Source organism: Rhodococcus sp. ENV425, from assembly GCF_002887785.1.
Taxonomy (GTDB): domain Bacteria; phylum Actinomycetota; class Actinomycetes; order Mycobacteriales; family Mycobacteriaceae; genus Rhodococcus; species Rhodococcus aetherivorans.
Window position 1 is genome coordinate 59748 of the sequence record NZ_PCZU01000209.1, and the last position, 21527, is coordinate 81274.

The following is a 21527-nucleotide window of genomic DNA, read 5'->3' on the forward strand; positions in this document are numbered from 1 at the left end:
CGAACTCGTTCGCAACGCGTACGGTCACCGGGAACCATCCAGAGCGACCGAGAGACCCGGCTCGACGACGTCGCAGCAACCCCCTGCCGCAGGTGAGGGTGCTACCGCCGGGAACGATGGAGGAGAAGGCATGGCAGGCGAGGGGTTCGTGGGCGCGTGGGCGCGCCTGCACGTCGACCTGTGCCGTCAGTGCTCGGGCATCTGTCGCCCCCGATCCTGTCGCGCCTGAGCGGCGCAACCCAGTCGAAGAACTACGACCGTCTGCCCGGCCGGTGGCATCGCGAAGCGCGGTGCCATCGGCGCCTCACGAGATCATGGAGTTCCCCGGTGCCTGTTCCGTTCACCTCTGCCGCCCGACGTCGCGCCGTCGCGGGCGCCACCGCCGCAATCCTCGCCGGTGGGCTCGCCGCGTGCGGCGCCGACACGGCGGGCACCTCCTCCGGTGGCGGCACCCCGCAGCCCGGCGGCACCCTGCGCTACGGCCTGTCCCAGGCCCCCACGTGTGCCGATCCCGCGCAGGCCGGCAGCAACCAGACCATCTACGTCGCCCGTCAGATCGTCGACTCGCTCACCGATCAGGACCCCGGGACCGGTGAACTGAAGCCGTGGCTCGCCGAAAGCTGGGAGGTGAACGGGGACGCCTCGGCGTTCACGTTCCGGCTGAAGGACGGCGTGACATTCAGTGACGGCACCCCGTTCACCGCGGAGTCGGTGAAGAAGAACTTCGACGCGATCGTCCAGACCCTCACCGGCGCCAAGGCAGCGCTGGCGGCGAGCTACCTGTCGGGGTACACCGGCACCACGGTGCTCGATCCGCTCACTGCCCAGGTGTCCTTCGCCGGACCGAACGCGCAGTTCCTGCAGGCGTCGTCGACGCTGCAACTCGGCTTCCTGTCCGACAGGGACGTCGCGAAGTCCGCGGAGGAGCGCTGCGCCGGCGACCTGTCCGGCACCGGTCCCTTCGTCTACGAGGACTACCAGCAGGACAAGTCCGCCACGCTGGTCAAGCGCACCGGATATTCATGGGGATCCGACGTTTTCGCGCACGACGGCGAGGCCTACCTCGATCGCATCGAGTTCACGATCGTCCCGGAGTCCGGTGTACGCACCGGCAGCCTCGCATCCGGCCAGCTCGACGCGATCAGCGATGCGCTGCCGCAGGACGCTTCCCAGATCGAAGGCAGCGGCGGACGGATCCTCACCACGCCGAACCCGGGTGTCCCGTTCGGTTTCCAGCCGAACGTCACCCGTGGCGTCCTGACCGATCCGGCGGTGCGCGCCGCGATCGTGCCGGCCCTCGACCGCCAGGAACTCGTCGACACCGTCCTCGGCCCCGATTTCCGGCCCGCGACCAGCACCCTCGCCTCCCGCACCCCCGGCTACGCCGGACTTGACGACGTCACCTACGACCCGGCGAAGTCGAAGTCGATCCTCGACGCCGCCGGCTGGGTTCCCGGCCCGGACGGCATCCGCGTCAAGGACGGCAACCGCCTGTCCTTCTCGGTGCTGTTCAGTTCGGTGTTCGCCGGCAACCAGGCGATCCTCGAGCTCGTGCAGCAGCAGCTGCGCGAGGTCGGTATCGACCTGCAGCTCGACCTGGTCTCCACCCCGGAAGCCACTGCCCGGCAGGGCGCGAAGGACTTCGACGCCACCTACTACAACAGCACGCGCGCCGACGGCGACATCCTGCGCACCACGTTCGGACTCGACGGGCGCAACCTCAACAACCGCGGCCCGATCCCGGCGCTGGACGAGGTCCTGTCCGCGCAGCTGCGCACCACCGACCCGGCCGAACGCGGCGAGCTGATCGAGCAGGCACAGCAGCTCGTCCTCGACAACGGCCTGTGGCTGCCGACCGTGGAGCTGTCCCAGGCCATCGGTGCGGCGGGGGCGGTGCAGGACCTGAAGTTCGAGGCCTCCGCCCGGTTGCAGTTCTTCGACACCTGGCTGAGCGAGTAGACCATGGCCCGGTATCTCGGTTCCCGGCTCGTGCAGGCGCTGTTGGTGCTGTGGGCGGCGTTCACCGTCTCGTTCGGCGTGCTGTACCTGCTGCCGTCCGACCCGGTGAGCATCGCGGTCGACGGCGCCGGCAGCGGCACACCGGTGGATGCGGCCGCTGTCGCGCAACTGCAGGAGCGGTACGGGCTCGACCGGCCGCTGTGGGAGCAGTACCTCACTGCGTTGAGCAACGCCGTCCGGGGTGACTTCGGCATCTCGATCGTCACGGGACAACCCGTGACCGACGCGATCGCCGCCGCCGTACCCAGCACCCTGGCCCTGGCCGCGGTCGCCCTGGCGCTCGCCGTGCTCCTCGGCACCTCGATCGCGTTCGTCGCCACGTATACGCGTGCCCGGTGGCTGCGCAGCACGCTGTTCTCGCTGCCGCCGCTCGGTGTCGCGGTTCCGACCTTCTGGGTGGGACTTCTTCTGCTCCAGCTCTTCTCGTTCCGGATGAAGCTGCTTCCGGCATTCGGCGACCAGGGCATCGAGCATCTGGTGCTGCCCGCGATCACCCTCGCGCTTCCCACCGGTGCGGTGATCGCGCAGGTCCTCGCCGCGAGCCTGCAGACCACATGGCGGCAACCGTTCGTCGAAGCAGCTCGCGCCAAGGGCGCGTCCCGGTGGCGCCTCCAGACCCGGCACACACTGCGGCTGTCCAGCATCCCCGCATTCACCATCGCCGGGGTGACAGTCGGCAACCTGTTGGCGGGGTCCGTGGTCGTCGAGACGGTGTTCTCCCGCGCCGGTGTCGGTCGTCTGACCCAGACTTCGGTTCTGGCGCAGGATATTCCCGTCGTCCAGGGCATCGTGGTCTTCAGTGCGGTGATCTTCGTGCTCGTCAACCTCGCGGTGGACCTGGTCTATCCGCTCATCGATCCGCGCATCGCCGACGGCCGTCGCGGCGGCGGTTCGCCCTCGCATCCGACGCCCGCCGAGGTGACCACCGAACTCACCGGCTTCGCGGTGGAGGAGGAGAGGAAGGCTCATGTCTGACGTCCTGATCCGGGAACCGGTCGCCGCATCCGCGCAGGCCGCGGCCGGGCCACACGGACCGTCCCGGCTCCGGGGAGCGACGAGCGCCCTGCGCCGCTACGGGGTTCTCGTGGTCTCGACGACCGTGCTGCTCCTCGCCGTCGGCTTCGCCCTGTTCCCCTCGGTCTTCGCGTCCGGTGATCCGCTGCAGGGCGTCCCGGCCGACAAGTTGCAGGGGCCGTCCGCGGCGCACTGGTTCGGCACCGACAACATCGGGCGCGACGTGTACACCCGGGTCGTGCACGGTGCGGGTCTGTCCCTGACCGCGACGCTCGTCGCCGTCGGAATCGCTCTCGTCGTCGGCTCGCTCGTCGGGTTGCTCTCCGGTGCGGTCGGCGGAGCGGTCGACGGGCTACTCATGCGGGTCGTCGATGTTCTGCTGTCCATCCCCGCTCTGCTGCTGTCCCTGGCGCTCGTCACCGCGCTCGGATTCGGCACCATGAACGTGGCGATCGCGGTCGGCGTCGGGCTCGTCGCGAACTTCGCCCGCGTCATGCGGTCGGAGGTCCTGCGCGTGCGCCGCGCCCTGTACGTCGAGGCGGCGTTCGCATGCGGTGCCCGCTGGCACACCGTCCTGCGCCGGCACGTGCTGCGCAACTCGTACGCCCCCGTCGTCGCGCTCGCGGCGGTCGAGTTCGGCATGGCCGTGCTCGCTGTGTCGTCGCTGAGCTTCCTCGGCTTCGGCGCGGTGCCGCCCACCCCGGAGTGGGGATCGTTGATCTCCGAGGGCAGGAACTACCTGGCCACCGCCTGGTGGATGACGACGCTGCCCGGCCTGGTCATCGTGGCGGTCGTCCTGTCGGCGCATCGCCTCGGTCACGCCATCGAAGAACGGAGCACTCGATGACCGCGCCCCTGCTGGACGTACGCGACCTGCGGGTCGAGTACGGCAGCCGTCGCGACCCGGTCACCGCGGTGGACGGGGTCGGCTTCACGCTTTCCCGGGGTGAGGTCGTCGCGGTGGTCGGCGAGTCCGGTTCCGGCAAGTCGACGACCGCACACGCGATCCTGGGCCTGCTGTCGGGCAGCGGCCGGATCACCGGCGGCACCGTCACGTTCGACGGGCAGCGACTGGACACCCTGCCCGAACGCGCCTTCGAGAAGGTGCGCGGTGCCCGCATCGGACTCGTGCCCCAGGACCCCACCACGTCCCTGAACCCGGTCGTCCGCATCGGTGACCAGGTCGCCGAGGTCCTGCGTATCCACGGTCGCGCCGACCGGCGCACCGCGAAGATCGACGCGCGGCGCATCCTCGCGGAAGCCGGGCTCGACGATCCCGAACTCCGTGCCAGGCAGTACCCGCAGGACCTGTCCGGCGGGCAGCGGCAGCGCGTGCTCATAGGCATCGCGCTCGCATGCCGGCCGGACCTCGTCATCGCCGACGAGCCGACCAGCGCGCTCGACGTCACCGTGCAGCGGCGCATCCTCGACCACCTCGACAGCCGCATCGCCGAGACCGGTACCGCGGTCCTGCTCATCACCCACGACCTCGGCGTCGCTGCCGACCGCGCCGACCGCATCGTCGTGATGAGCCAGGGCCGGATCGTCGAGACCGGGCCGGCCCGGCAGATCCTCGAGAACCCCCGGCACGAGTACACCCGGGCGCTCGTCGCCGCCGCACCGAGCCTCGCCGGCGCCGCGGCCCGGCCCGGCCGCGGACCCGCGGAACCCCTGCTCACCGTGTCCGGGGTCTCGAGGACCTTCCGCATCGACCGGCGCACGTCGCTCGAGGCGGTTCGCGACGTCTCCTTCTCGGTTCCGCGCGGTCGCACTCTGTCCCTGGTCGGCGAGTCCGGTTCCGGCAAGTCCACGGTGTCCCGCATCGCGATCCGACTGGAATCCGCCACGTCCGGGCAGGTCCGGTTCGACGGGCGGGACATCACCGCGCTGCGCGGCCGGGACCTGCGCGAGCTCCGCCGCCGGGTGCAGATCGTCCACCAGAACCCCTATGCGGCCCTGAATCCCAAACTCCGCATCCGCGACGTCGTCGCCGAACCGCTCGAAGCCTTCGGCATCGGCACGAAAAGCGAGCGCGCCGAACGTGTTGCGGAGCTGCTCGGGCAGGTGGCGCTGAGCACGGCACACCTCGAGCGCAGACCCGCGGAACTGTCCGGCGGACAACGACAGCGCGTGGCGATCGCCCGCGCGCTCGCGCTGCACCCGGAACTCCTCGTGCTCGACGAGCCCGTCTCCGCGCTCGACGTGTCGGTCCAGGCGCAGATCCTCGACCTGCTCGCCCGCCTGCAGGACGAGCTGGGGCTGAGCTATCTGTTCATCTCCCACGATCTTGCCGTGGTCCGGCAGATCAGCGACACCGTCGCGGTGATGCGGTCCGGCGAAATCGTCGAATCCGGGACCACCGCACAGATTTTCGACAGACCACAGCACGAGTACACGAAACTGCTGCTCGATGCCATTCCAGGGAAGGTTCGGCATGCCCGATAGTTCACAGTTGTTGCTCGCCCTCGAATTCCGCGGAACCGGAACGCATCCGCATTCGTGGCGTCGCACGGATTCACGCGCGGAGGACGTGTTCACCGCCCGCTACTGGGCGGATCTCGTGGGCCGCGCGGATCGTGCCGGCGTCGACCTGGCCTTCCTCCCCGACTCGTTCGGCATCGACTCCGGTGCGGACACCGTGCGCGGCCGGCTCGAAGCGGTCGGCGTCGCCGCCCGGCTGTCCGCCGTCACCTCGCGGATCGGGCTGATCCCCACCGCGACGGTGACCCACACGGAACCGTTCCACGTGGCCAAGGCCGTGCAAACCCTCGACCACACCACGGCCGGCCGTGCGGGGTGGCAGGTCGCCGTCTCCGAGGGTGAGGACCGGGCCGCCCTGTTCGGCCGCAAGGGCACCCAGGACACCGGCTCACTGTGGACCGAGGCCGCCGAGGCCGCCGAGGTCGCGGCCCGCCTGTGGGACAGCTGGGAGGACGACGCCGAGATCCGCGACGTCGCCACCGGCCGGTTCGTCGACCGGGACAAGCTGCACTACATCGACTTCGTCGGCGAGCACTTCTCCGTCAAAGGTCCGTCGATCACGCCCCGGTCACCCCAGGGCCGGCCCCTCGTCGCGGTTGCGGCAGCGGACGAGCAGTCGTTCGACTTCGCCGCGGAGCGCGCCGATCTCGTGCGTATCGAGGCCGCCGACCTCGGGTCCGCCGCGAACCTGGCCGAACGCCTGCGCGCGCAGGCCGGTGATCGGCGACCGGCGGTGCTGCTCGACATCGACGTGCTGCTCGCCGCGGACGACGCCACCGCCGCCGCGGACCTGGCCCAGCTCGAGAACTGGGCCGGCGCTGCCTACACCCCGGAGTCGCTGTTCTACCGAGGCGGCCCGGCCGGGCTGCTCGCACTCCTCGGGGACGTGGACGGCCTGGACGGCGTTGTGCTACGTCCGCTGGCCCTCGCCGGCACGGTCGCGGCGCTCACCGAACGGGTCCTGCCGGTGTTGCGGCCGCAGGTCCCGACGTCCACCGGAACCCTGCGGGACCGTCTCGGCCTGCCGCGCCCCGCCAACCGCTACGCCACCGCCTGAGGAGGCCGATCACCATGCCGCAGAACACCGTTCGAAAGCAGATCCACCTGGCCGCGCACTTCCCGGGCGTCAACAACACGACCGTGTGGGCGGATCCCGAATCGAAGAGCCAGATCGACTTCGAGTCCTTCCTGCACCTGGCCCGGACCGCAGAACGCGGACTGTTCGACTTCTTCTTCCTGGCCGAGGGACTGCGGCTGCGCGAGCACCGCGGCCGCATCCACGATCTCGACGTCGTCGGCCGGCCCGACACCCTCACGGTTCTCGAGGCCCTCGCCGGTGCGACGACCCACCTCGGGCTCGCGGGCACGATCAACACCACCTTCAACGAGCCGTACGAACTGGCCAAGCAGTTCGCCACCCTCGACCATCTGTCCGACGGCCGCGCCGCGTGGAACCTCGTCACCTCCTCCGACGCCTTCACCGGCGAGAACTTCCGGCGTGGCGGCTATCTCGACCACTCGCAGCGCTACGTCCGCGCCCACGAGATCGTCGACGTCACCCGGCGGCTGTGGGACGGCTGGCGCCCCGGAGCACCGGTCGTCGACCGCGAAAACGGCATCTTCGCGGCGGATTCCGACATCGCTCCGTTCGACATCCACACCACGCAGTTCGACATCTCCGGGCGGTTCGAGGTGCCACGCAGCCCGCAGGGACACCCGGTGCTCCTGCAGGCCGGCGACTCGGACGAGGGCCGCGAATTCGGCGCCGCCAAGGCCGACGCCATCTTCACCGGCCACGGCGCCCTCGAGGAGGGCCACGCCTTCTACGCCGACGTCAAGGGCCGCCTCGCGAAGTACGGGCGCAGCCACGCCGACCTGAAGATCCTGCCGGCCGCGACGTTCGTCCTCGGCGACTCCGCGGAGGACGCGGCCGAGCGGGCCCGCCACATCCGGCTGCAGCAGGTGAGCCCGCAGACCGCGATCGCGTTCCTCGAGCAGGTGTGGGGCCGCGACCTGTCCGGGTACGACCCCGAGGGGCCGCTGCCGGACGTCGAACCGGAGGACAACCTGAACATCACGCGCGGCCGCGTCCGCCACGCCAAGGATCCGCGCGCCGTCGCGCTGGCCTGGCGGGAGAAGGCCGAGGCCGAGAAGCTCAGCATCCGCGAACTGATCATCGAGGTCACCGCGCGGCAGCAGTTCGTCGGCACCCCCGATCACGTCGCCGCCGAGATCGACCGCTATGTGCAGACCGACGCGAGCGACGGCTTCATCCTGGTTCCGCACCTCACCCCCGGCGGCCTCGACGAATTCGTCGACAAGGTCGTGCCGCTGCTGCAGGAACGCGGCAGTTTCCGCACCGAATACGAGGGCACCACCCTGCGCAGTCACCTCGACCTGCGCCACCCGCACGAGATCGACGAAGGAGTTCAGGCATCGTGACCACCACACTCGACCGAGAGACGTTCACCGAGGACTGGCGGAGCTGGCACGCAGCCCGCGAGGAGGCGCTGCGCCGCCCGGACGGCTGGCTCAGCCTGACCGGGCTGTACTGGCTGGACACCGAGCCCACGATCCTCGACGAGGTGCCCGGATTGTGGCGGGTGGACGGCGAGCGCGTGCTCCTCGAATCCGACGGCGGAACCGAGGTGCACGAGCCGATCGAGGGCGCACCCGGTGTCCGGGTCGCGGCCGGCGACGGCTACGCCGAGATCATCCGCCGCACCGGCCGGTTCGCCGTCCGCATCCACGACCCGAAGTCGCCGGCTCTGACGGCCTTCACCGGAATCCCCGCGTACGAGCCTGCGCCGGAGTGGGTGCTGCAGGGCCGCTTCGAGGCCTTCGATCAGGTGCGGACCGTCACCACCGGCGCCGTGGTCGACGGCCTCGAGCACCACCACAGCGCGGCCGGGCTGATCCGCTTCACCCACGACGGCGCCGAGCACCGCCTCGTCGCCTTCGGCGACGGCTCGGGTCCGCTGCGCGTGCTGTTCACCGACGGAACCAGCGGCGTGACGACCTACCCGGCCGCGCGGATCCTCGAAGTCGCCGCGCCGACCGCCGACGGCTCGGTCACGCTCGACTTCACCCGTGCCGCCAACCTGCCGTGCGCGTTCACCGACGCGGCGACGTGCCCCATCGCCCCGGCGGAGAACCGGCTGCCGTTCGCCGTCGAGGCCGGCGAACGCACTCCGCGCGACGAGGAGGCCCGGTGACGACCGCATCGAATCCGGTGCCGCTCTCGGTCCTCGACCTCTCCCCCGTCAGCGAGGGATCCACCACGGCGCAGGCGTTGCACAACACCGTCGACCTGGCCCGGAGGACGGAAGGGTGGGGGTACCGCCGGTATTGGGTGGCCGAGCACCACTTCGTCGCCGTCGCGTCGTCGTCGCCGGCCGTGCTGATCGGCGCAATCGCCGCCGCCACCAGCACCATCCGCGTCGGCGCCGCCGCGGTTCAGCTCGGTCACAACACCGCGGCCGGTGTGGTCGAGGCGTTCGGCACGCTGGACGCGCTGTATCCGGGCAGGATCGACCTGGGACTCGGCCGGTCGGGACAACGCCGGGCGGAGGCGCTCGCGGCCGCCCGGTCCGGGGCCGCCGAAGAGGAATCGCACCGCGCCACCGAGGTGCGCGACGGCCTGGTCATTCCGCCGCCGTACCAGCCCGGGCCGTTGCTGTCCTCCCCGCGCCTGGCCGCCGGGTTCGCCGCGTTGCAGCAACCGGGGGCGCAGGCCCCGGACTTCGACGGGCAGGTGGACGACATCCTCGCTCTGCTGGACGGGACCTATCGCACCGAGGACGGGATCGAGCTGCACGCCAGCCCCGGCGAGGGCGCGGACGTCGAGCTGTGGGTCTTCGGGACCAGTGCGGGGCCGTCGGCGTCGCTGGCCGGACGGCTGGGTCTGCCGTTCGGTGCGAACTACCACGTCAGTCCCGGCACCACCGTCGAGGCGGTCGAGGCGTACCGCGCGGCGTTCCGCCCGTCCCGCTTCCTCGACCGACCGTACGTGGTGGTGTCCGCCGACGCGGTCGTCGCCGACGACGACGCCACCGCGCGTGACCTGGCGGCCACGTACGGGCACTGGACGCACAGCATCCGGTCCGGCCACGGGGCCGTCCCGTACCCGGACCCGGCCACGTCGGCACCGCTGAGCGACGAGGAGCGCAGCCTCGTCGACGACCGGCTGATCACCCAGTTCGTCGGCGCTCCCGCCACCGTGGCGGAGCGGCTCGAGTCGCTACAGCGCGTTACCGGGGCGGACGAGCTCGTGGTCACGTCGGTGACGCACCGGCACGAGGACCGGCTGCGTTCGTACGAATTGCTGGCGCGCGAGTGGGGGCTCGCCGCGCTCCGCGCCGCATGACCCCGGTGGTGAACCCGCCCGGACGGCGGGTTCACCACCGAATCGAGCATTCCCGACCGATTGTGTAGGATATCGCCCATGGCACCCGAGACCGCAGCGACCGTCGTCGCCCGCTGGTGCCGTCGTCACGTCGATCTGGGCCGGACCTCCTCGGGCATCTGTACGGGCTGACCGCTCACAGCCCCTTCCGCCACGTCGCGCCGGAGTACCACCGGAGCGGCGCATTCTCCAGGAGAAAACCCTTGTCGCACAACGCTACCCGGACCATCGATCGTCCCCTGCGTATCGCCGTCGAGCTTGCCGGGCCCGAGGGACCGCACTACTGGGCCGATCTGACCGCCGGACGCGCCGACGAACCGGCGCTCGACCTGAGCGCCTCGCCGTCGAACGTGGTCCGGATCCGCGCCGCCGACCTGAGGGAGAGCGCGAAGCTCCGCGAACGGGCACGCTCCGAAGCCCGCGCCGACGGTCGCGATCCCGACAGCATCAGCGTCCTGGTCGATCTCGAGGTGCTCGTCGCCGAGGAGGCCCGCGGCGCCCGCAAGCAGTATGCGCTGCTCGACGGCCGTCGTCGCGCAGACACCCTGTCCTACATCGGCACCCCGCACGGCCTCGCCGGACTGATCGCCGACATCCACACCACCCGCGTGGCCGACGGCGTGACGCTCCTCCCGCTCGGTGCCGAGTTCACGATCGAGCACATCGTCGACGGCACCCTGCCGTGGCTCGAATCACGGGGGCTGGCAACGCCGTCGCCCGCTGTGGTGGAGGTCCTGCGCCGCTTCGGCACCGGGGACCGCGGGCTCATCCTGGCCTCCTGACCGTCGTTCGAGACGCGGGGCGAGAGCTTCTTCTCTCGCCCCGCCTTTCGTCGTCCGGTCCGCGCGTCCCGCTCGGCAGCGGCGCCAGGCGCCGTCCGGCGAGGACCAGAATTGGAATCGGACCGATTTCAACCGTGGCCCGCGCTCCGCCCCGCCCTTAACCTCGCAACAATGTCCCTCGCATTCCATTGGTTTCTTCCCACCTACGGCGACAGCCGCCTGATCGTCGGCGGCGGCCACGGAACGCCCGCCGGGGCGGCCCGCGGTGATCGGCGCGCCACCGTCGGGTACCTGGCGTCGATCGCCCGCGCCGCCGAGGAGTTCGGATTCGCCGGCGCACTCACCCCTACCGGCGCATGGTGCGAGGACGCCTTCCTCACCACGGCAATGGTGGCGCGCGAATCCGAGCGACTCGCCTTCCTCGTGGCGTTCCGCCCGGGACTGATCAGCCCCACCCTCGCCGCGCAGATGGCGGCGACGTTCTCACTGCACGCCCCGGGGCGGATCCTGCTCAACGTGGTGGTGGGCGGCGAGGCCCACGAGCAGCGCGCGTACGGCGACCACCTCGGCAAGGACGAGCGGTACGCCCGAGCGGACGAGTTCCTCTCGATCGTCCGACGGCTGTGGGCCGGCGAGACCGTCACCCACTCCGGCACGCACCTGAACGTCTCGGAAGCCGCGCTGGCCACGCTCCCGAGCCCTGTCCCCCCGCTGTACTTCGGTGGATCGTCCGCCGCCGCGGGCCCGGTGGCCGCCGAGCACGCCGACGTCTACCTCACCTGGGGTGAGCCGCCGGCGGCCGTCGCCGAAAAGATCGCATGGATCCGCGAACTCGCCTCCCGGCGCGGACGCACCATCCGGTTCGGCATCCGCCTGCACGTCATCACCCGGGACACCGCCGCCGATGCGTGGGCGCAGGCCGACCGGCTGATCGCGGCACTCGGCCCCGACACGGTGACCGCGGCACAGGCGGGTCTCGCACGCAGCGAGTCCGAAGGACAGCGCCGCATGCTCGCCCTGCACGAGAACAACCGGCGCAGCGGAGACTGGCGCGACGCCCGCAACCTGGAGGTGGCGCCGAACCTGTGGACCGGGGTGGGTCTCGTGCGCGGCGGGGCCGGGACGGCGCTGGTCGGCAGCCATACCGAAGTCGCCGACCGGATCGCCGAATACGCCGCGCTGGGCATCGACGAGTTCGTGCTCTCGGGATACCCGCACCTCGAGGAGCTGTACTGGTTCGGCGAGGGGGTGCTACCGGTCCTGCGGGAACGCGGCCTGTTCACCGGCGGTGCCGACGGCGCCGTGTCCGGAAGCGTTCCCTTCCTTCCCGCCGGGGTCCGCTGAGATGGGCACTGCCGAGGTCACATCCGGGATCGTCGACGGCGACCACGCGCTCGAGACGGCCACGGTGCTGGGCCGGCGATTCGCCGAGAACGCCACGCTCCGCGACGCGAACCGCGAACTGCCGCACACCCAGATCCGCGAGTTCGCCGGATCGGGCCTCGGCGCGGTGACGGTGCCCCGCGCGTACGGCGGGATCGACGTGCCCACCGAGACGCTCGTGGAGATCTTCCGGCTCCTCGCCGAGGCGGATCCGAGTATCGCGCAGATCCCCCAGTCCCACTTCACCTTCCTCGAACTGCTCCGGTCGCAGGGAACCCTGGATCAGCAGGAGTTCTTCTACGGTGAGGTGCGGTCCGGAGCCCTGTTCGCGAACGCGCAGAGCGAACGCGGCCCCCATCCCGTCGACGTGGACACCACGGTGCTCGTCCCGTCCGGTGCGGATTTCACCCTCTCGGGCCGCAAGTTCTACAGCACGGGCGCCCTGTTCGCGGACTGGATCGCCGTGCGCGCCAGTGTGGTCGGCGACGGCGGCACCCCGGGCCGCGGCACTCCGAGGGCCGTGGCGTTCGTGCCCCGCGACGCCGCCGGGCTCACCGTCGTCGACGACTGGGACGGCATGGGGCAGCGCACCACCGCCAGTGGCACCGTCACCCTCGACGGCGTGACGGTGCCCGCCTCGTCGATCGTCCAGTACTCGGGGCTGTTCGACGGGCCCACCACCTACGGGGCACAGGCACAGATCCTGCACGCCGCGATCGACGTGGGGATCGCGACCGGCGCCCTGCGCGAGGCGGTCGTGCAGGCCGGCCGCGCCCGTCCCCACTTCGAGGCGGGAGTCGACCGCGCGGTGGACGATCCGCTACTGGCTCAGCTCGCCGGCGAGGTGACCGTCACGGTGCGGGCGGCCCAGGCCCTGCTGACCGTCGCGGCCCGCGCGGTGGACTCCGCGCGCGCCGACCTCGACGCCGACACCGCCGCGGCGGCATCGATCGACGTCGCCACCGCGAAGGTCGCGGCGACCCGCGCCGCGCTCGACGCCGCGAACGCGGTGTTCGAACTGGGCGGCACCCGAAGCGCATCCGGCGCGGCCAACCTGTCCCGCTACTGGCGCGACGCACGCACCCACACCCTGCACGACGCGACGCGCTGGAAACTGCAGCACATCGGCCGTTGGACGCTGGACGGGACATCTCCACCGCGGCACGGGGTGATCTGAGACGACCGCACGCCCGTTCCCCGGCGCCAGTATTGAACTCTGGCCGATCGCAACCGGTGCCATCGCGGGCCCGATTGTCCATCGTTGTGTCGACATCGACGCCACACCGAGGAGCATGACAGGTGAGCAGTTCAACGATCCAGACGCCGGCCGTGACCGACGACGAACTCCGGGAGCGCTTCCGGCCGATCTTCGACCGGATCGCCGAGGGAGCCGTCCAGCGCGAGCACGAGCGCCGGCTGCCGTTCCACGAGGTGCAGTGGCTGCGGGAGGCCCGTTTCGGCGCCCTGCGGGTGCCGGTCGGGTTCGGCGGCTTCGGTGCCACGATCCGTCAGCTGTTCGACCTGCTGATCGACCTCGCTGCCGCCGAGTCGAACCTGCCACAGGCGCTGCGCGTGCACTGGAGCTTCGTCGAGGACCAGCGGCTCGCGGGTGACGAACGAGCCCGGCACTGGCTCGCGGCCGCCGCGGACGGCACGCTCGTCGGCAACGCCATCACCGAACCGGGCGTGGGTGCCGCCGACCGCTACCGCACGACCCTCACCCGCAAGGGCGGCGACTGGGCCCTCGACGGAATCAAGTACTACAGCACCGGAAGCCTGTACGCCGACCACATCCTCGTCGCCGCGGACCGCGACGGCGAGCGGGTCTCGGTACTGGTGGACGCGCGGCAGGAGGGCGTCGAGCAGACCGACGACTGGGACGGTTTCGGCCAGCGGCTCACCGCGAGCGGTACCACCACCTTCACGGGAGTCGTGGTGCCGGAGGACCGCATCCTCGGGCCCGGCTACGGCGCCCCGGGCCGCACCTACGCGACCGCCTACCTGCAGCTGGTGCAGCTCGCGGTGCTCGCCGGCATCGCCCGGCGCGCCGAGGCCGACGCCGTCGACTGGGTTCGGGCGCGCACCCGCACGTTCACCCACGCCGTGGCCGACCTGCCACGGCACGACCCGCTGGTCCAGCAGGTGATCGGGAAGCTGTCGGCCGCGGCCTTCGGTGCCCGCGCCGCCGTGCTCGCCGTCGCCGACGACCTCGACGTCCTTCTCGACGCGGGCGCCGACGACCCCGAACTGCTCGACCGCGCCGAGGCTTCCGCCGCCCGCGCCCAGTCGGTGGTGATCGGGCTCGTCCTCGACGCGACGGCGCAGCTGTTCGAGGTCGGCGGCGCGTCCATCACCTCGTCGGAGGCGGCGCTGGACCGGCACTGGCGCAACGCACGGACCGTCGCGGCGCACAACCCGCTGATCTACAAGCAGCAGGCCGTCGGCGCCCATGTGCTCAACGGAGATCCGCTCCCCTACGCGTGGAGCGCGGGCCGTCGCCCCGGAGTCATCGCGTGACCCGGCACATCCGCTTCAACGCGTTCGACATGAACTGCGTGGCCCACCAGTCGCCCGGACTGTGGCGCCACCCCGCGGACCGGTCGCACCGCTACACCGACCTCGGGTACTGGACCGAACTTGCCCGGCTCCTCGAACGCGGCCTGTTCGACGGCCTGTTCATCGCCGACGTGCTCGGCACGTACGACGTCTACGGCGGCACCGACGAGGCGGCGCTGCGGCAGGGGGCGCAGGTCCCGGTGGCCGATCCGCTCCTGCTCGTCTCCGCGATGGCCGCGGCGACCGAGCATCTCGGCTTCGGCATCACCACCGGAACAGGATTCGAGCATCCCTACCCGTTCGCGCGGCGGCTCTCGACCCTCGACCACCTCACCCGCGGCCGCATCGGATGGAACGTCGTCACCGGATACCTGCCGTCCGCGGCCCGCAACTTCGGCGAGGCCGACCAGCTCGATCACGACACCCGCTACGACCACGCCGACGAGTACCTCGAGGTGCTCTACAAGCTGTGGGAGGGCTCCTGGGAGGACGACGCCGTCGTCCGGGACGCCGAGCGCGGCCTCTACATCGACCCGGAGAAGGTGCACCACATCGGGCATCGCGGTGCGCATTTCACGGTTCCCGGCATTCACCTGTCCGAACCGTCACCGCAGCGGTCTCCGGTGATCTATCAGGCCGGGGCGTCGCCGCGCGGCGTGCGCTTCGCGGCGGAGAACGCGGAGGCGATCTTCGTCGGGCCGCCGTCCAAGCGGGTCCTGCGCGACACCGTGGCCCGCATCCGGGCCGCGCTCGTCGACGCCGGCCGCGATCCGTACTCCGCGCGGATCTACGCCCTCGCCACGATCGTCACGGACGCCACCGACGAGGCGGCCGCGGCCAAACACGAGGAGTACAAGCGGTACGCCAGCCTCGAGGGCGCGCTGGTGTTCACCTCCGGCTGGATGGGTATCGACCTGTCCCGCTACGACCTCGACGAGCCGATCGGCAACGTCGAGAGCAACGCCATCCGCTCCGCGGTCGCGGCGTTCCAGGAGGCCGACGACGACGGCCGCGAATGGCGCGTCCGCGACATCGCCGAGTGGGCGAGCATCGGCGGACTGGGCCCCCGCTTCGTCGGCTCCGGCGAGTCCGTCGCCACCCGGTTGCAGGAGTGGGTGGCCGAAACCGACGTCGACGGGTTCAACCTTGCCTATGCCGTCACGCCCGGCTCGTTCGAGGACGTGATCACCCACGTCGTCCCCGTCCTCCAGGAGCGCGGTGCCTACCCGACGACCTACACCGAGGGAACGCTGCGCCACAAGCTCTTCGGCAAGGGCGACCGCCTCCCCGACGAGCATCGGGGCGCCCGCTACCGGCTCGGTGCGCCCCTCTCGACCGTGACCGACCGCCACCGCGCCTACGTCGGCTGATCCATCACCGCCCACCACGAGGAGTTTCCATGACCACCACTCGACGTTCCGTCGCCGTCGTCGGCGCCGGACTGGCCGGGACCACGGCCGCGCTCGGCTTCCTCGATGCCGGATTCGACGTCACCGTCCTCAGCGATCGGGATCGCGAGTCGCTGCGCAACGACGTGCCGGCGACCGGAACGGCCGTCTACTTCGGCAAGTCCCGCGAGTCCGACGCCCGGATCATCGAGGATCTGTACGCCGACGGACCCCATTCGACCGGCATGAGCACGCGCCTGTATTCGGGCGACGGCGACACCCGCGCCGAGGTCCTCGAGTTCGACCCGGATTTCCGGTACGTCGCGCAGGGCGTCGACGTCCGGCTGCGGGCGGACGACCGGCTGGGCCGTTTCCTCGACCGGGGTGGCCGGTTCGAGGTGCGCGCGGTGACGCCGGAGAGTCTCGATGCGATCGCCGCCGAGCACGACCTGACGCTCGTCGCGACCGGCAAGGGCGGCCTGTCGTCGCTGTTTCCCGTCGACGCCGAGCGCACCGTCTACCGCGAGCCCCAGCGCACCCTGCTGCTGGTGACGCTCCGGGGACTCGGGCACGGCCCGGACACGTGGGGTTACCGCTCCGAGGCGGGGGGCGCCCACAACCTGTTCAACCTGCACACCGAGTACGGCGAGGCCTGGCTCGGCCCGTACCTGCACAAGGACGCGGGTCCGACGTGGAGCTTCCTCGGCTTCGCCAAGCCGGGCAGCCCGTGGGTCGAGCGGTTCGAGGCGGTCACCGACGTCCACAGCGCCCGTCGCACCGTCGTCGAGCTGTACCGCGACTACTTCCCGCAGGACGCCCCCGAGGTGGAGAAGCTCGAGGTCATCGAGGCCGATCCGCACTCGTGGCTGCGCGGGGCCGTCACCCCGACGGTGCGGCGGGCGGTGGGCCGCACGGCCGGGGGCCACGTCGTCGCCGCGATCGGCGACACCGCCATCGCGTTCGACCCCATCGCCGGCCAGGGCGCACAGAACACCGTGGTGCAGGTGGCGGCGCTGATCGAGGCGGCACGCGGCCACGAGGGCGAGTTCACCGCCGACTGGCTCACGGAGCAGTTCGAAAAGCACTGGGACGCCCGCGGTCACGCCGCCGCGGAGGTGACCCGGCTGTTCCTCGGCGATCCGAAGTACGCCGTGCACGCGGAGTTGCTCTTCCCCGCGGCGACCGTGAGTGAGCCGGTGGCCGCCGCGCTGTTCGGGTTCCTGTCCGAACCCGGCACGCTGCTCGGAATCGACACCCGCGACGACGTGCTGGCGTTCATCACCGCGCATGCCGGCGAGCCGGCCGAGGACGTGCTGGCGCGGTTCCAGCCGAGCGGCGACTTCAGCGCGTCGCCGCTCGCCGGCGCAGCGGTCCAGCCCGCCTGACGACGACCCGGTCCCGACCGTCGCGACCGCTCGCGACGGTTGGGATCGGGTTGATTCCAACGATTGGGTGCGGCGGGTGCGGACGCTTGAATTGGTGCCCATGTCGACCGAACACATCACCCCCGAGATCAAGTTCGCCTACTGGGTGCCCAACGTCAGCGGCGGCCTGGTCACCTCGAACATCGAACAGCGCACCAGCTGGGACTACGACTACAACGTCCGGCTCGCCCGCACCGCCGAGAACAACGGCTTCGAGTACGCCCTGAGCCAGGTGCGGTACGAGGCCAGCTACGGCGCGGAGTTCCAGCACGAGTCCACCAGCTTCTCCCTCGCTCTCCTGCTGGCCACCGAGCGCCTGAAGGTGATCGCCGCCGTCCATCCCGGACTCTGGCAGCCGGCGGTGCTCGCCAAGCTGGGTGCCACCGCAGACCAGCTCTCCGGCGGCCGGTTCGCCGTCAACGTCGTCAGCGGCTGGTTCAAGGACGAGTTCACCCACCTCGGCGAGCCGTGGCTCGAGCACGACGAACGCTACCGCCGCAGTGCCGAGTTCCTGCAGGTGCTGCGCAAGATCTGGACCGAGGACGATGTCGACTTCCGCGGCGACTTCTACCGCATCCACGACTTCACCCTCAAGCCCAAGCCCGCCAACACGCCCGAGCGGCCCAATCCCGAACTGTTCCAGGGCGGTAACTCCACCGCCGCGATCGCCAACGGTGGCCGCTACGCGGACTGGTACTTCAGCAACGGCAAGGACTACGACGGCATCAGCGACCAGATCGCCGACCTGCGCGCCGTCGCCCGCGAGCACCAGCGCGAGGTCAGGGTCGGCCTCAACGGGTTCATCATCGCCCGCGACACCGAGAAGGAAGCGCGCGACACGCTCCGCGAGATCATCGAGAAGGCGAACCGCCCGGCGGTCGAGGGCTTCCGCGGCGCCGTGCAGCAGGCCGGTGCGTCCACCGGGGACAAGAAGGGCATGTGGGCCGACTCGACATTCGAGGACCTGGTCCAGTACAACGACGGCTTCCGCACCCAGCTCATCGGCACGCCCGAGCAGATCGCCCACCGCATCGTCGAATACCGCCGGCGCGGGGTCGATCTCATCCTGGCCGGCTTCCTCCACTTCCAGGAGGAGATCGAGTACTTCGGCGAGAAGGTGCTGCCGCTCGTGCGCGAACTCGAGGCCGCCGATCAGGACGACCGCGAGCCCGTGGTCGTCTGACGCGGCCCGATCACCGCCACGCGGATCGCAGGACCGGCGCCCAGCGCTCGGCGTAGTCCGCGATCCGCGTGTCGGTGGTGTAGGTGGAGTCGAGCAGGTACAGACCCGGCGCCGGGGTGGTGGCACCGAGTTCGACGATCACCGGCTCGAGCAGCAGGTCCGGGGCCATGGCGTGGGCCGGGCCGGCGCCGAGCATGAGCGGCACGGCGGTGACGTCGCGCAAGCCGTCGCCGGTGGCGAACTGGTCGAGGAACAGCTTGAGGATGCCGGTGTAGGTGGCCTTGAACGTGGGGCTGGCGACGACCACGAGGTCCGAGGCGGCGACGGTGTCCACCGCCGCCTTGACGGCGTCGTCGCCCCAGCCGAGCAGGCCGGGTCCGAGGGTGATCACGTCGACGACGTGGTCGGGTGCGGCGCCGGTGAGTTCGGTGGCCAGGAGGGTGGCGGCGTCGAGGGTGCGGGAGCCGGGCTTGGGGTTGCCGGCGACGACGGTGGTCTTCACGCAGGGGCCTTTCCACACACATTCGAGGTATCCCGGCGCGGTGCGCTGCCGGGAGGTTCTGGTCGGACCGCGCTCACCGTGTGCACAGCTCTATCACCGCGTAGGTGGTGGCGACGTCCGGCCACCGGACCTCGGCGAACAGCCGCCGCAGTAGACCTTGCCTCTCGCACTCCGATTCGCGTGCGGCCGCCGAAGGGCGACCTGTGGGGAGGTCGTCGTGCCCGGCCGTCATGCGCACCGCCTCGTCAGCAGTTCCGTGATGTGAACGGCCGGGTGCGGGTCGAAGCGGTATCCGCTGCCGCGGACCGTGGAGATGATGCTGCCGAACTGCTGCAATTTGGTCCTGATCCGGGAGACGTGGACATCGACGTTCCGGCCACGACTGTCCACCTCCCGCATCCCGGTCCCGAGGTCACGCAGGACGGCCCGGGACACCACGGTCCTCGGGTTGCGGACGAGATAGGCGAGGATCTCGAACTCGCTGTGGCTGAGCAGCACTCGCCGGCCGTCGAGCAGGACGTCGCGGGCGGGAAGGTCGATGATCAACGGGATGGGGGTCGGGCTGAGCACCGTATGGGTGCTCACGCCCGGAACCAGATCCTGGGCGGCCTCGCGAAGGGCATCGGCGAGCGCTGCCAGGTCACGCGAGGAGTGTGTTCCGATGTCGGGCAGTCGCAGGACGAGAACGAGTTCGGCACCGGCGTCGGTGACTACGTCATTGCGAGTGTCGAGGATTTCCATGTGAGGCTCCGGTCGAGGAGGGGATCCGACGAGCTGACGGGCGATGCGGTGCGGCGACAGCTCGGACACTCGTTCCGGAGACTCGGCAGGCGACTCATGATTCACTCCTCCAATGCGACGGGGCGGTGGTAGGCACCCTCGTGGTACAGCAACGGAATACGCTTTCCCTCCGCCGGATTCGGGTCCTCGTGCGCACGAACCACGACACCGACGACCAGAGTGCTGTCACCGAGCGGAATCAACCGGTCGACGACAACCCGGAGCCAGACCGGCGTGCCGTGCAGGACGGGTTCACCGGATTCGATTCGGGTCCAGAGCGACTCGTCGGAGAACCGCTCCGCCGCGCTGCGCGCGAAGCGCTGCGCGAGATGCTGCTGATGCTCGCCCAACAGGTGGATCACCAACGACTCGGCCGAGCGGACGGCGCCGATGCTCGACGACGTGTCGGTGATGTTGAACGAGACCAGCGGCGGATCGAGGGAGAGCGAAGCGAAGGACGTCGCAGTGAACCCGACCGGGCCGGAGCCGGATTCGAGAGTGACGATCGTGACCCCGGCGGGGTGCCGCCGAAGGGCCGAGCGGTATTGGTCGCCACGGACGCCCGGAGCGTGCTCCGATGCGGCGGTGGCGGAGTATTCGAGGGCATTCGACATCGACAGGGACATAGCCGTTCCTTGAAGGAGGTACATACCGAGACGGAGGGAGGAGTCGGGAAGACACGTACTCAGGTCAGGAGGCACAGAGACACGAGCGGGTGCGGCACAGGTCCACGTGCCTGCGGCTCCACGCTGTTTCGGTCATAGTGCTCGATCCTCACCTGTCTGCAGTCGATCGTGGCCGGCCCCGACGGTCTTCGTCGGGGCACAGCCGAGGCGGTGCCGGGGTTGCCGGCGCCCCTAGTTCGTCGGGAAACCCCTTTCGCGCAACGCGTCTCGAAGTCGGCGGCGCGATCCCAGGGTACCCGGATCCGTCAGTCGTGCCACGATTCGCCCGGTCCAGCTGCCCGGCAGGCCCTGTCCACGGTAGAAGTCCTCGGCGCGGGTGTCGTACCGGGCGATACCCGCGTCCTGCGCCTCGAGTCGGTAACGGTCCCGGTGGCACACCACGTCGAAACCGAGTCGCGGCTTGACCTCGGCCCGCTCCGCCGGATCGGGGAAGCCGACCGAGAGGCCGACGACCGGGAAGACCCGCTGCGGCAGTTCCAGGACGTCGGCGACGCGCTCGGGCTCGTTGCGGATGCCACCGATGTACACGGTGCCCAGGCCGACCGATTCCGCCGCGACCACGGCATTCTGCGCGGCCAGGGCCGCGTCGACCACGCCGAGCAGGGTGCCCTCGGCGAAGTCCGCGTTGACGAGTTCTCGGCCGTGGACCGTAGCGATGTGCTCCGAGCGGGCGAAGTCTGCGAGCCAGACCAGGAAGAGCGGCGCGTGGCGGACCGCATCCTGATCGCCCGCAAGGGTGGCGAGCGCATCGATCCGCTCGCGGTCGGTGACGGCGACGACGGACCACAGCTGCAGATTGCTCGAGCTGGCCGCGGACGACGCGGCGGCGACGACGGCGCGCAGATGATCCTCGGGGACGGGACGGTCGAGGAACCGGCGCACCGACCGGTGCGCCAGCTGAGTCGCCAGCACCGCGTTCCAGGG

The 21527-nt window shown here is 70.7% G+C and carries 20 protein-coding genes and 1 riboswitch; of the genes, 15 read left to right on the forward strand and 5 right to left on the reverse strand.

The annotated features are described in order from the left end of the window. Window positions 1-31 precede the first annotated feature (31 nt). Window positions 32-123: riboswitch (SAM riboswitch) on the forward strand. Window positions 124-327: 204 nt separating this feature from the next. The 15 genes from CQZ88_RS17525 to sfnG all read left to right on the forward strand — a co-directional run bounded on the left by CQZ88_RS17525 (window position 328) and on the right by sfnG (window position 18635). Continuing rightward, on the forward strand, window positions 328-1959 hold the full coding sequence (locus CQZ88_RS17525; protein ID WP_029546675.1) for an ABC transporter substrate-binding protein: 1632 nt from the start codon (window positions 328-330) through the stop codon (window positions 1957-1959). A 3-nt stretch (window positions 1960-1962) separates the two neighbouring features. Continuing rightward, complete coding sequence (locus tag CQZ88_RS17530; RefSeq protein WP_029546676.1) at window positions 1963-2994, forward strand: ABC transporter permease; 1032 nt, start codon at window positions 1963-1965, stop codon at window positions 2992-2994. Further along, window positions 2987-3880, forward strand: a complete 894-nt coding sequence (locus CQZ88_RS17535) for an ABC transporter permease (protein ID WP_072636660.1) — start codon at window positions 2987-2989, stop codon at window positions 3878-3880. Before CQZ88_RS17530 ends, CQZ88_RS17535 begins: the two co-directional genes overlap by 8 nt. Continuing rightward, window positions 3877-5478, forward strand: a complete 1602-nt coding sequence (locus CQZ88_RS17540; protein ID WP_102800096.1) for an ABC transporter ATP-binding protein — start codon at window positions 3877-3879, stop codon at window positions 5476-5478. The genes CQZ88_RS17535 and CQZ88_RS17540 overlap by 4 nt, the downstream gene beginning before the upstream one ends. Beyond that, window positions 5468-6571: an LLM class flavin-dependent oxidoreductase gene (locus CQZ88_RS17545; RefSeq protein ID WP_102800097.1), complete on the forward strand. Its 1104-nt coding sequence runs from the start codon at window positions 5468-5470 to the stop codon at window positions 6569-6571. Before CQZ88_RS17540 ends, CQZ88_RS17545 begins: the two co-directional genes overlap by 11 nt. A gap of 14 nt (window positions 6572-6585) precedes the next feature. Beyond that, window positions 6586-7956 (forward strand): NtaA/DmoA family FMN-dependent monooxygenase, encoded by a 1371-nt coding sequence (locus CQZ88_RS17550; protein ID WP_102800098.1) that lies wholly within the window; start codon window positions 6586-6588, stop codon window positions 7954-7956. Continuing rightward, window positions 7953-8729, forward strand: a complete 777-nt coding sequence (locus tag CQZ88_RS17555; protein ID WP_050036143.1) for a DUF1684 domain-containing protein — start codon at window positions 7953-7955, stop codon at window positions 8727-8729. The genes CQZ88_RS17550 and CQZ88_RS17555 overlap by 4 nt, the downstream gene beginning before the upstream one ends. Continuing rightward, window positions 8726-9880 (forward strand): LLM class flavin-dependent oxidoreductase, encoded by a 1155-nt coding sequence (locus CQZ88_RS17560; protein WP_065923300.1) that lies wholly within the window; start codon window positions 8726-8728, stop codon window positions 9878-9880. Before CQZ88_RS17555 ends, CQZ88_RS17560 begins: the two co-directional genes overlap by 4 nt. A gap of 242 nt (window positions 9881-10122) precedes the next feature. Further along, window positions 10123-10701: a hypothetical protein gene (locus tag CQZ88_RS17565; RefSeq protein WP_006943653.1), complete on the forward strand. Its 579-nt coding sequence runs from the start codon at window positions 10123-10125 to the stop codon at window positions 10699-10701. 171 nt (window positions 10702-10872) lie between these two features. Continuing rightward, the gene (locus CQZ88_RS17570; protein WP_072636664.1) at window positions 10873-12045 is read left to right on the forward strand and encodes an LLM class flavin-dependent oxidoreductase; all 1173 of its coding nucleotides are present in this window, start codon (window positions 10873-10875) and stop codon (window positions 12043-12045) included. A 1-nt stretch (window position 12046) separates the two neighbouring features. Then, window positions 12047-13261, forward strand: a complete 1215-nt coding sequence (locus CQZ88_RS17575; RefSeq protein ID WP_043796860.1) for an SfnB family sulfur acquisition oxidoreductase — start codon at window positions 12047-12049, stop codon at window positions 13259-13261. Window positions 13262-13383: 122 nt separating this feature from the next. Next, complete coding sequence (locus tag CQZ88_RS17580) at window positions 13384-14601, forward strand: acyl-CoA dehydrogenase family protein (protein WP_029546684.1); 1218 nt, start codon at window positions 13384-13386, stop codon at window positions 14599-14601. Next, the gene (locus tag CQZ88_RS17585) at window positions 14598-16010 is read left to right on the forward strand and encodes an LLM class flavin-dependent oxidoreductase (protein ID WP_006943659.1); all 1413 of its coding nucleotides are present in this window, start codon (window positions 14598-14600) and stop codon (window positions 16008-16010) included. Before CQZ88_RS17580 ends, CQZ88_RS17585 begins: the two co-directional genes overlap by 4 nt. A gap of 29 nt (window positions 16011-16039) precedes the next feature. Then, window positions 16040-17413, forward strand: a complete 1374-nt coding sequence (locus tag CQZ88_RS17590; RefSeq protein WP_102800099.1) for a styrene monooxygenase/indole monooxygenase family protein — start codon at window positions 16040-16042, stop codon at window positions 17411-17413. 100 nt (window positions 17414-17513) lie between these two features. Then, window positions 17514-18635 carry a dimethylsulfone monooxygenase SfnG gene (gene sfnG / locus CQZ88_RS17595; RefSeq protein ID WP_029546686.1) on the forward strand — a complete coding sequence of 374 codons (1122 nt, stop codon included), beginning with the start codon at window positions 17514-17516 and terminating at the stop codon, window positions 18633-18635. A gap of 10 nt (window positions 18636-18645) precedes the next feature. Here sfnG and CQZ88_RS17600 read toward each other — a convergent pair whose 3' ends face one another. From CQZ88_RS17600 to CQZ88_RS17615, 5 genes are all read right to left on the reverse strand, one after another. Beyond that, window positions 18646-19137, reverse strand: a complete 492-nt coding sequence (locus tag CQZ88_RS17600; RefSeq protein ID WP_102800100.1) for an NADPH-dependent FMN reductase — start codon at window positions 19135-19137, stop codon at window positions 18646-18648. 228 nt (window positions 19138-19365) lie between these two features. Further along, window positions 19366-19878: a winged helix-turn-helix domain-containing protein gene (locus CQZ88_RS17605; protein ID WP_029546688.1), complete on the reverse strand. Its 513-nt coding sequence runs from the start codon at window positions 19876-19878 to the stop codon at window positions 19366-19368. A gap of 101 nt (window positions 19879-19979) precedes the next feature. Next, window positions 19980-20543 carry a flavin reductase family protein gene (locus CQZ88_RS17610; protein ID WP_029546689.1) on the reverse strand — a complete coding sequence of 188 codons (564 nt, stop codon included), beginning with the start codon at window positions 20541-20543 and terminating at the stop codon, window positions 19980-19982. A 64-nt stretch (window positions 20544-20607) separates the two neighbouring features. Next, the gene (locus CQZ88_RS32430) at window positions 20608-20679 is read right to left on the reverse strand and encodes a putative leader peptide (protein WP_353852504.1); all 72 of its coding nucleotides are present in this window, start codon (window positions 20677-20679) and stop codon (window positions 20608-20610) included. A 95-nt stretch (window positions 20680-20774) separates the two neighbouring features. Beyond that, complete coding sequence (locus CQZ88_RS17615) at window positions 20775-21515, reverse strand: NADPH-dependent oxidoreductase (RefSeq protein WP_051359275.1); 741 nt, start codon at window positions 21513-21515, stop codon at window positions 20775-20777. Between the last annotated feature and the right edge of the window lie 12 nt (window positions 21516-21527).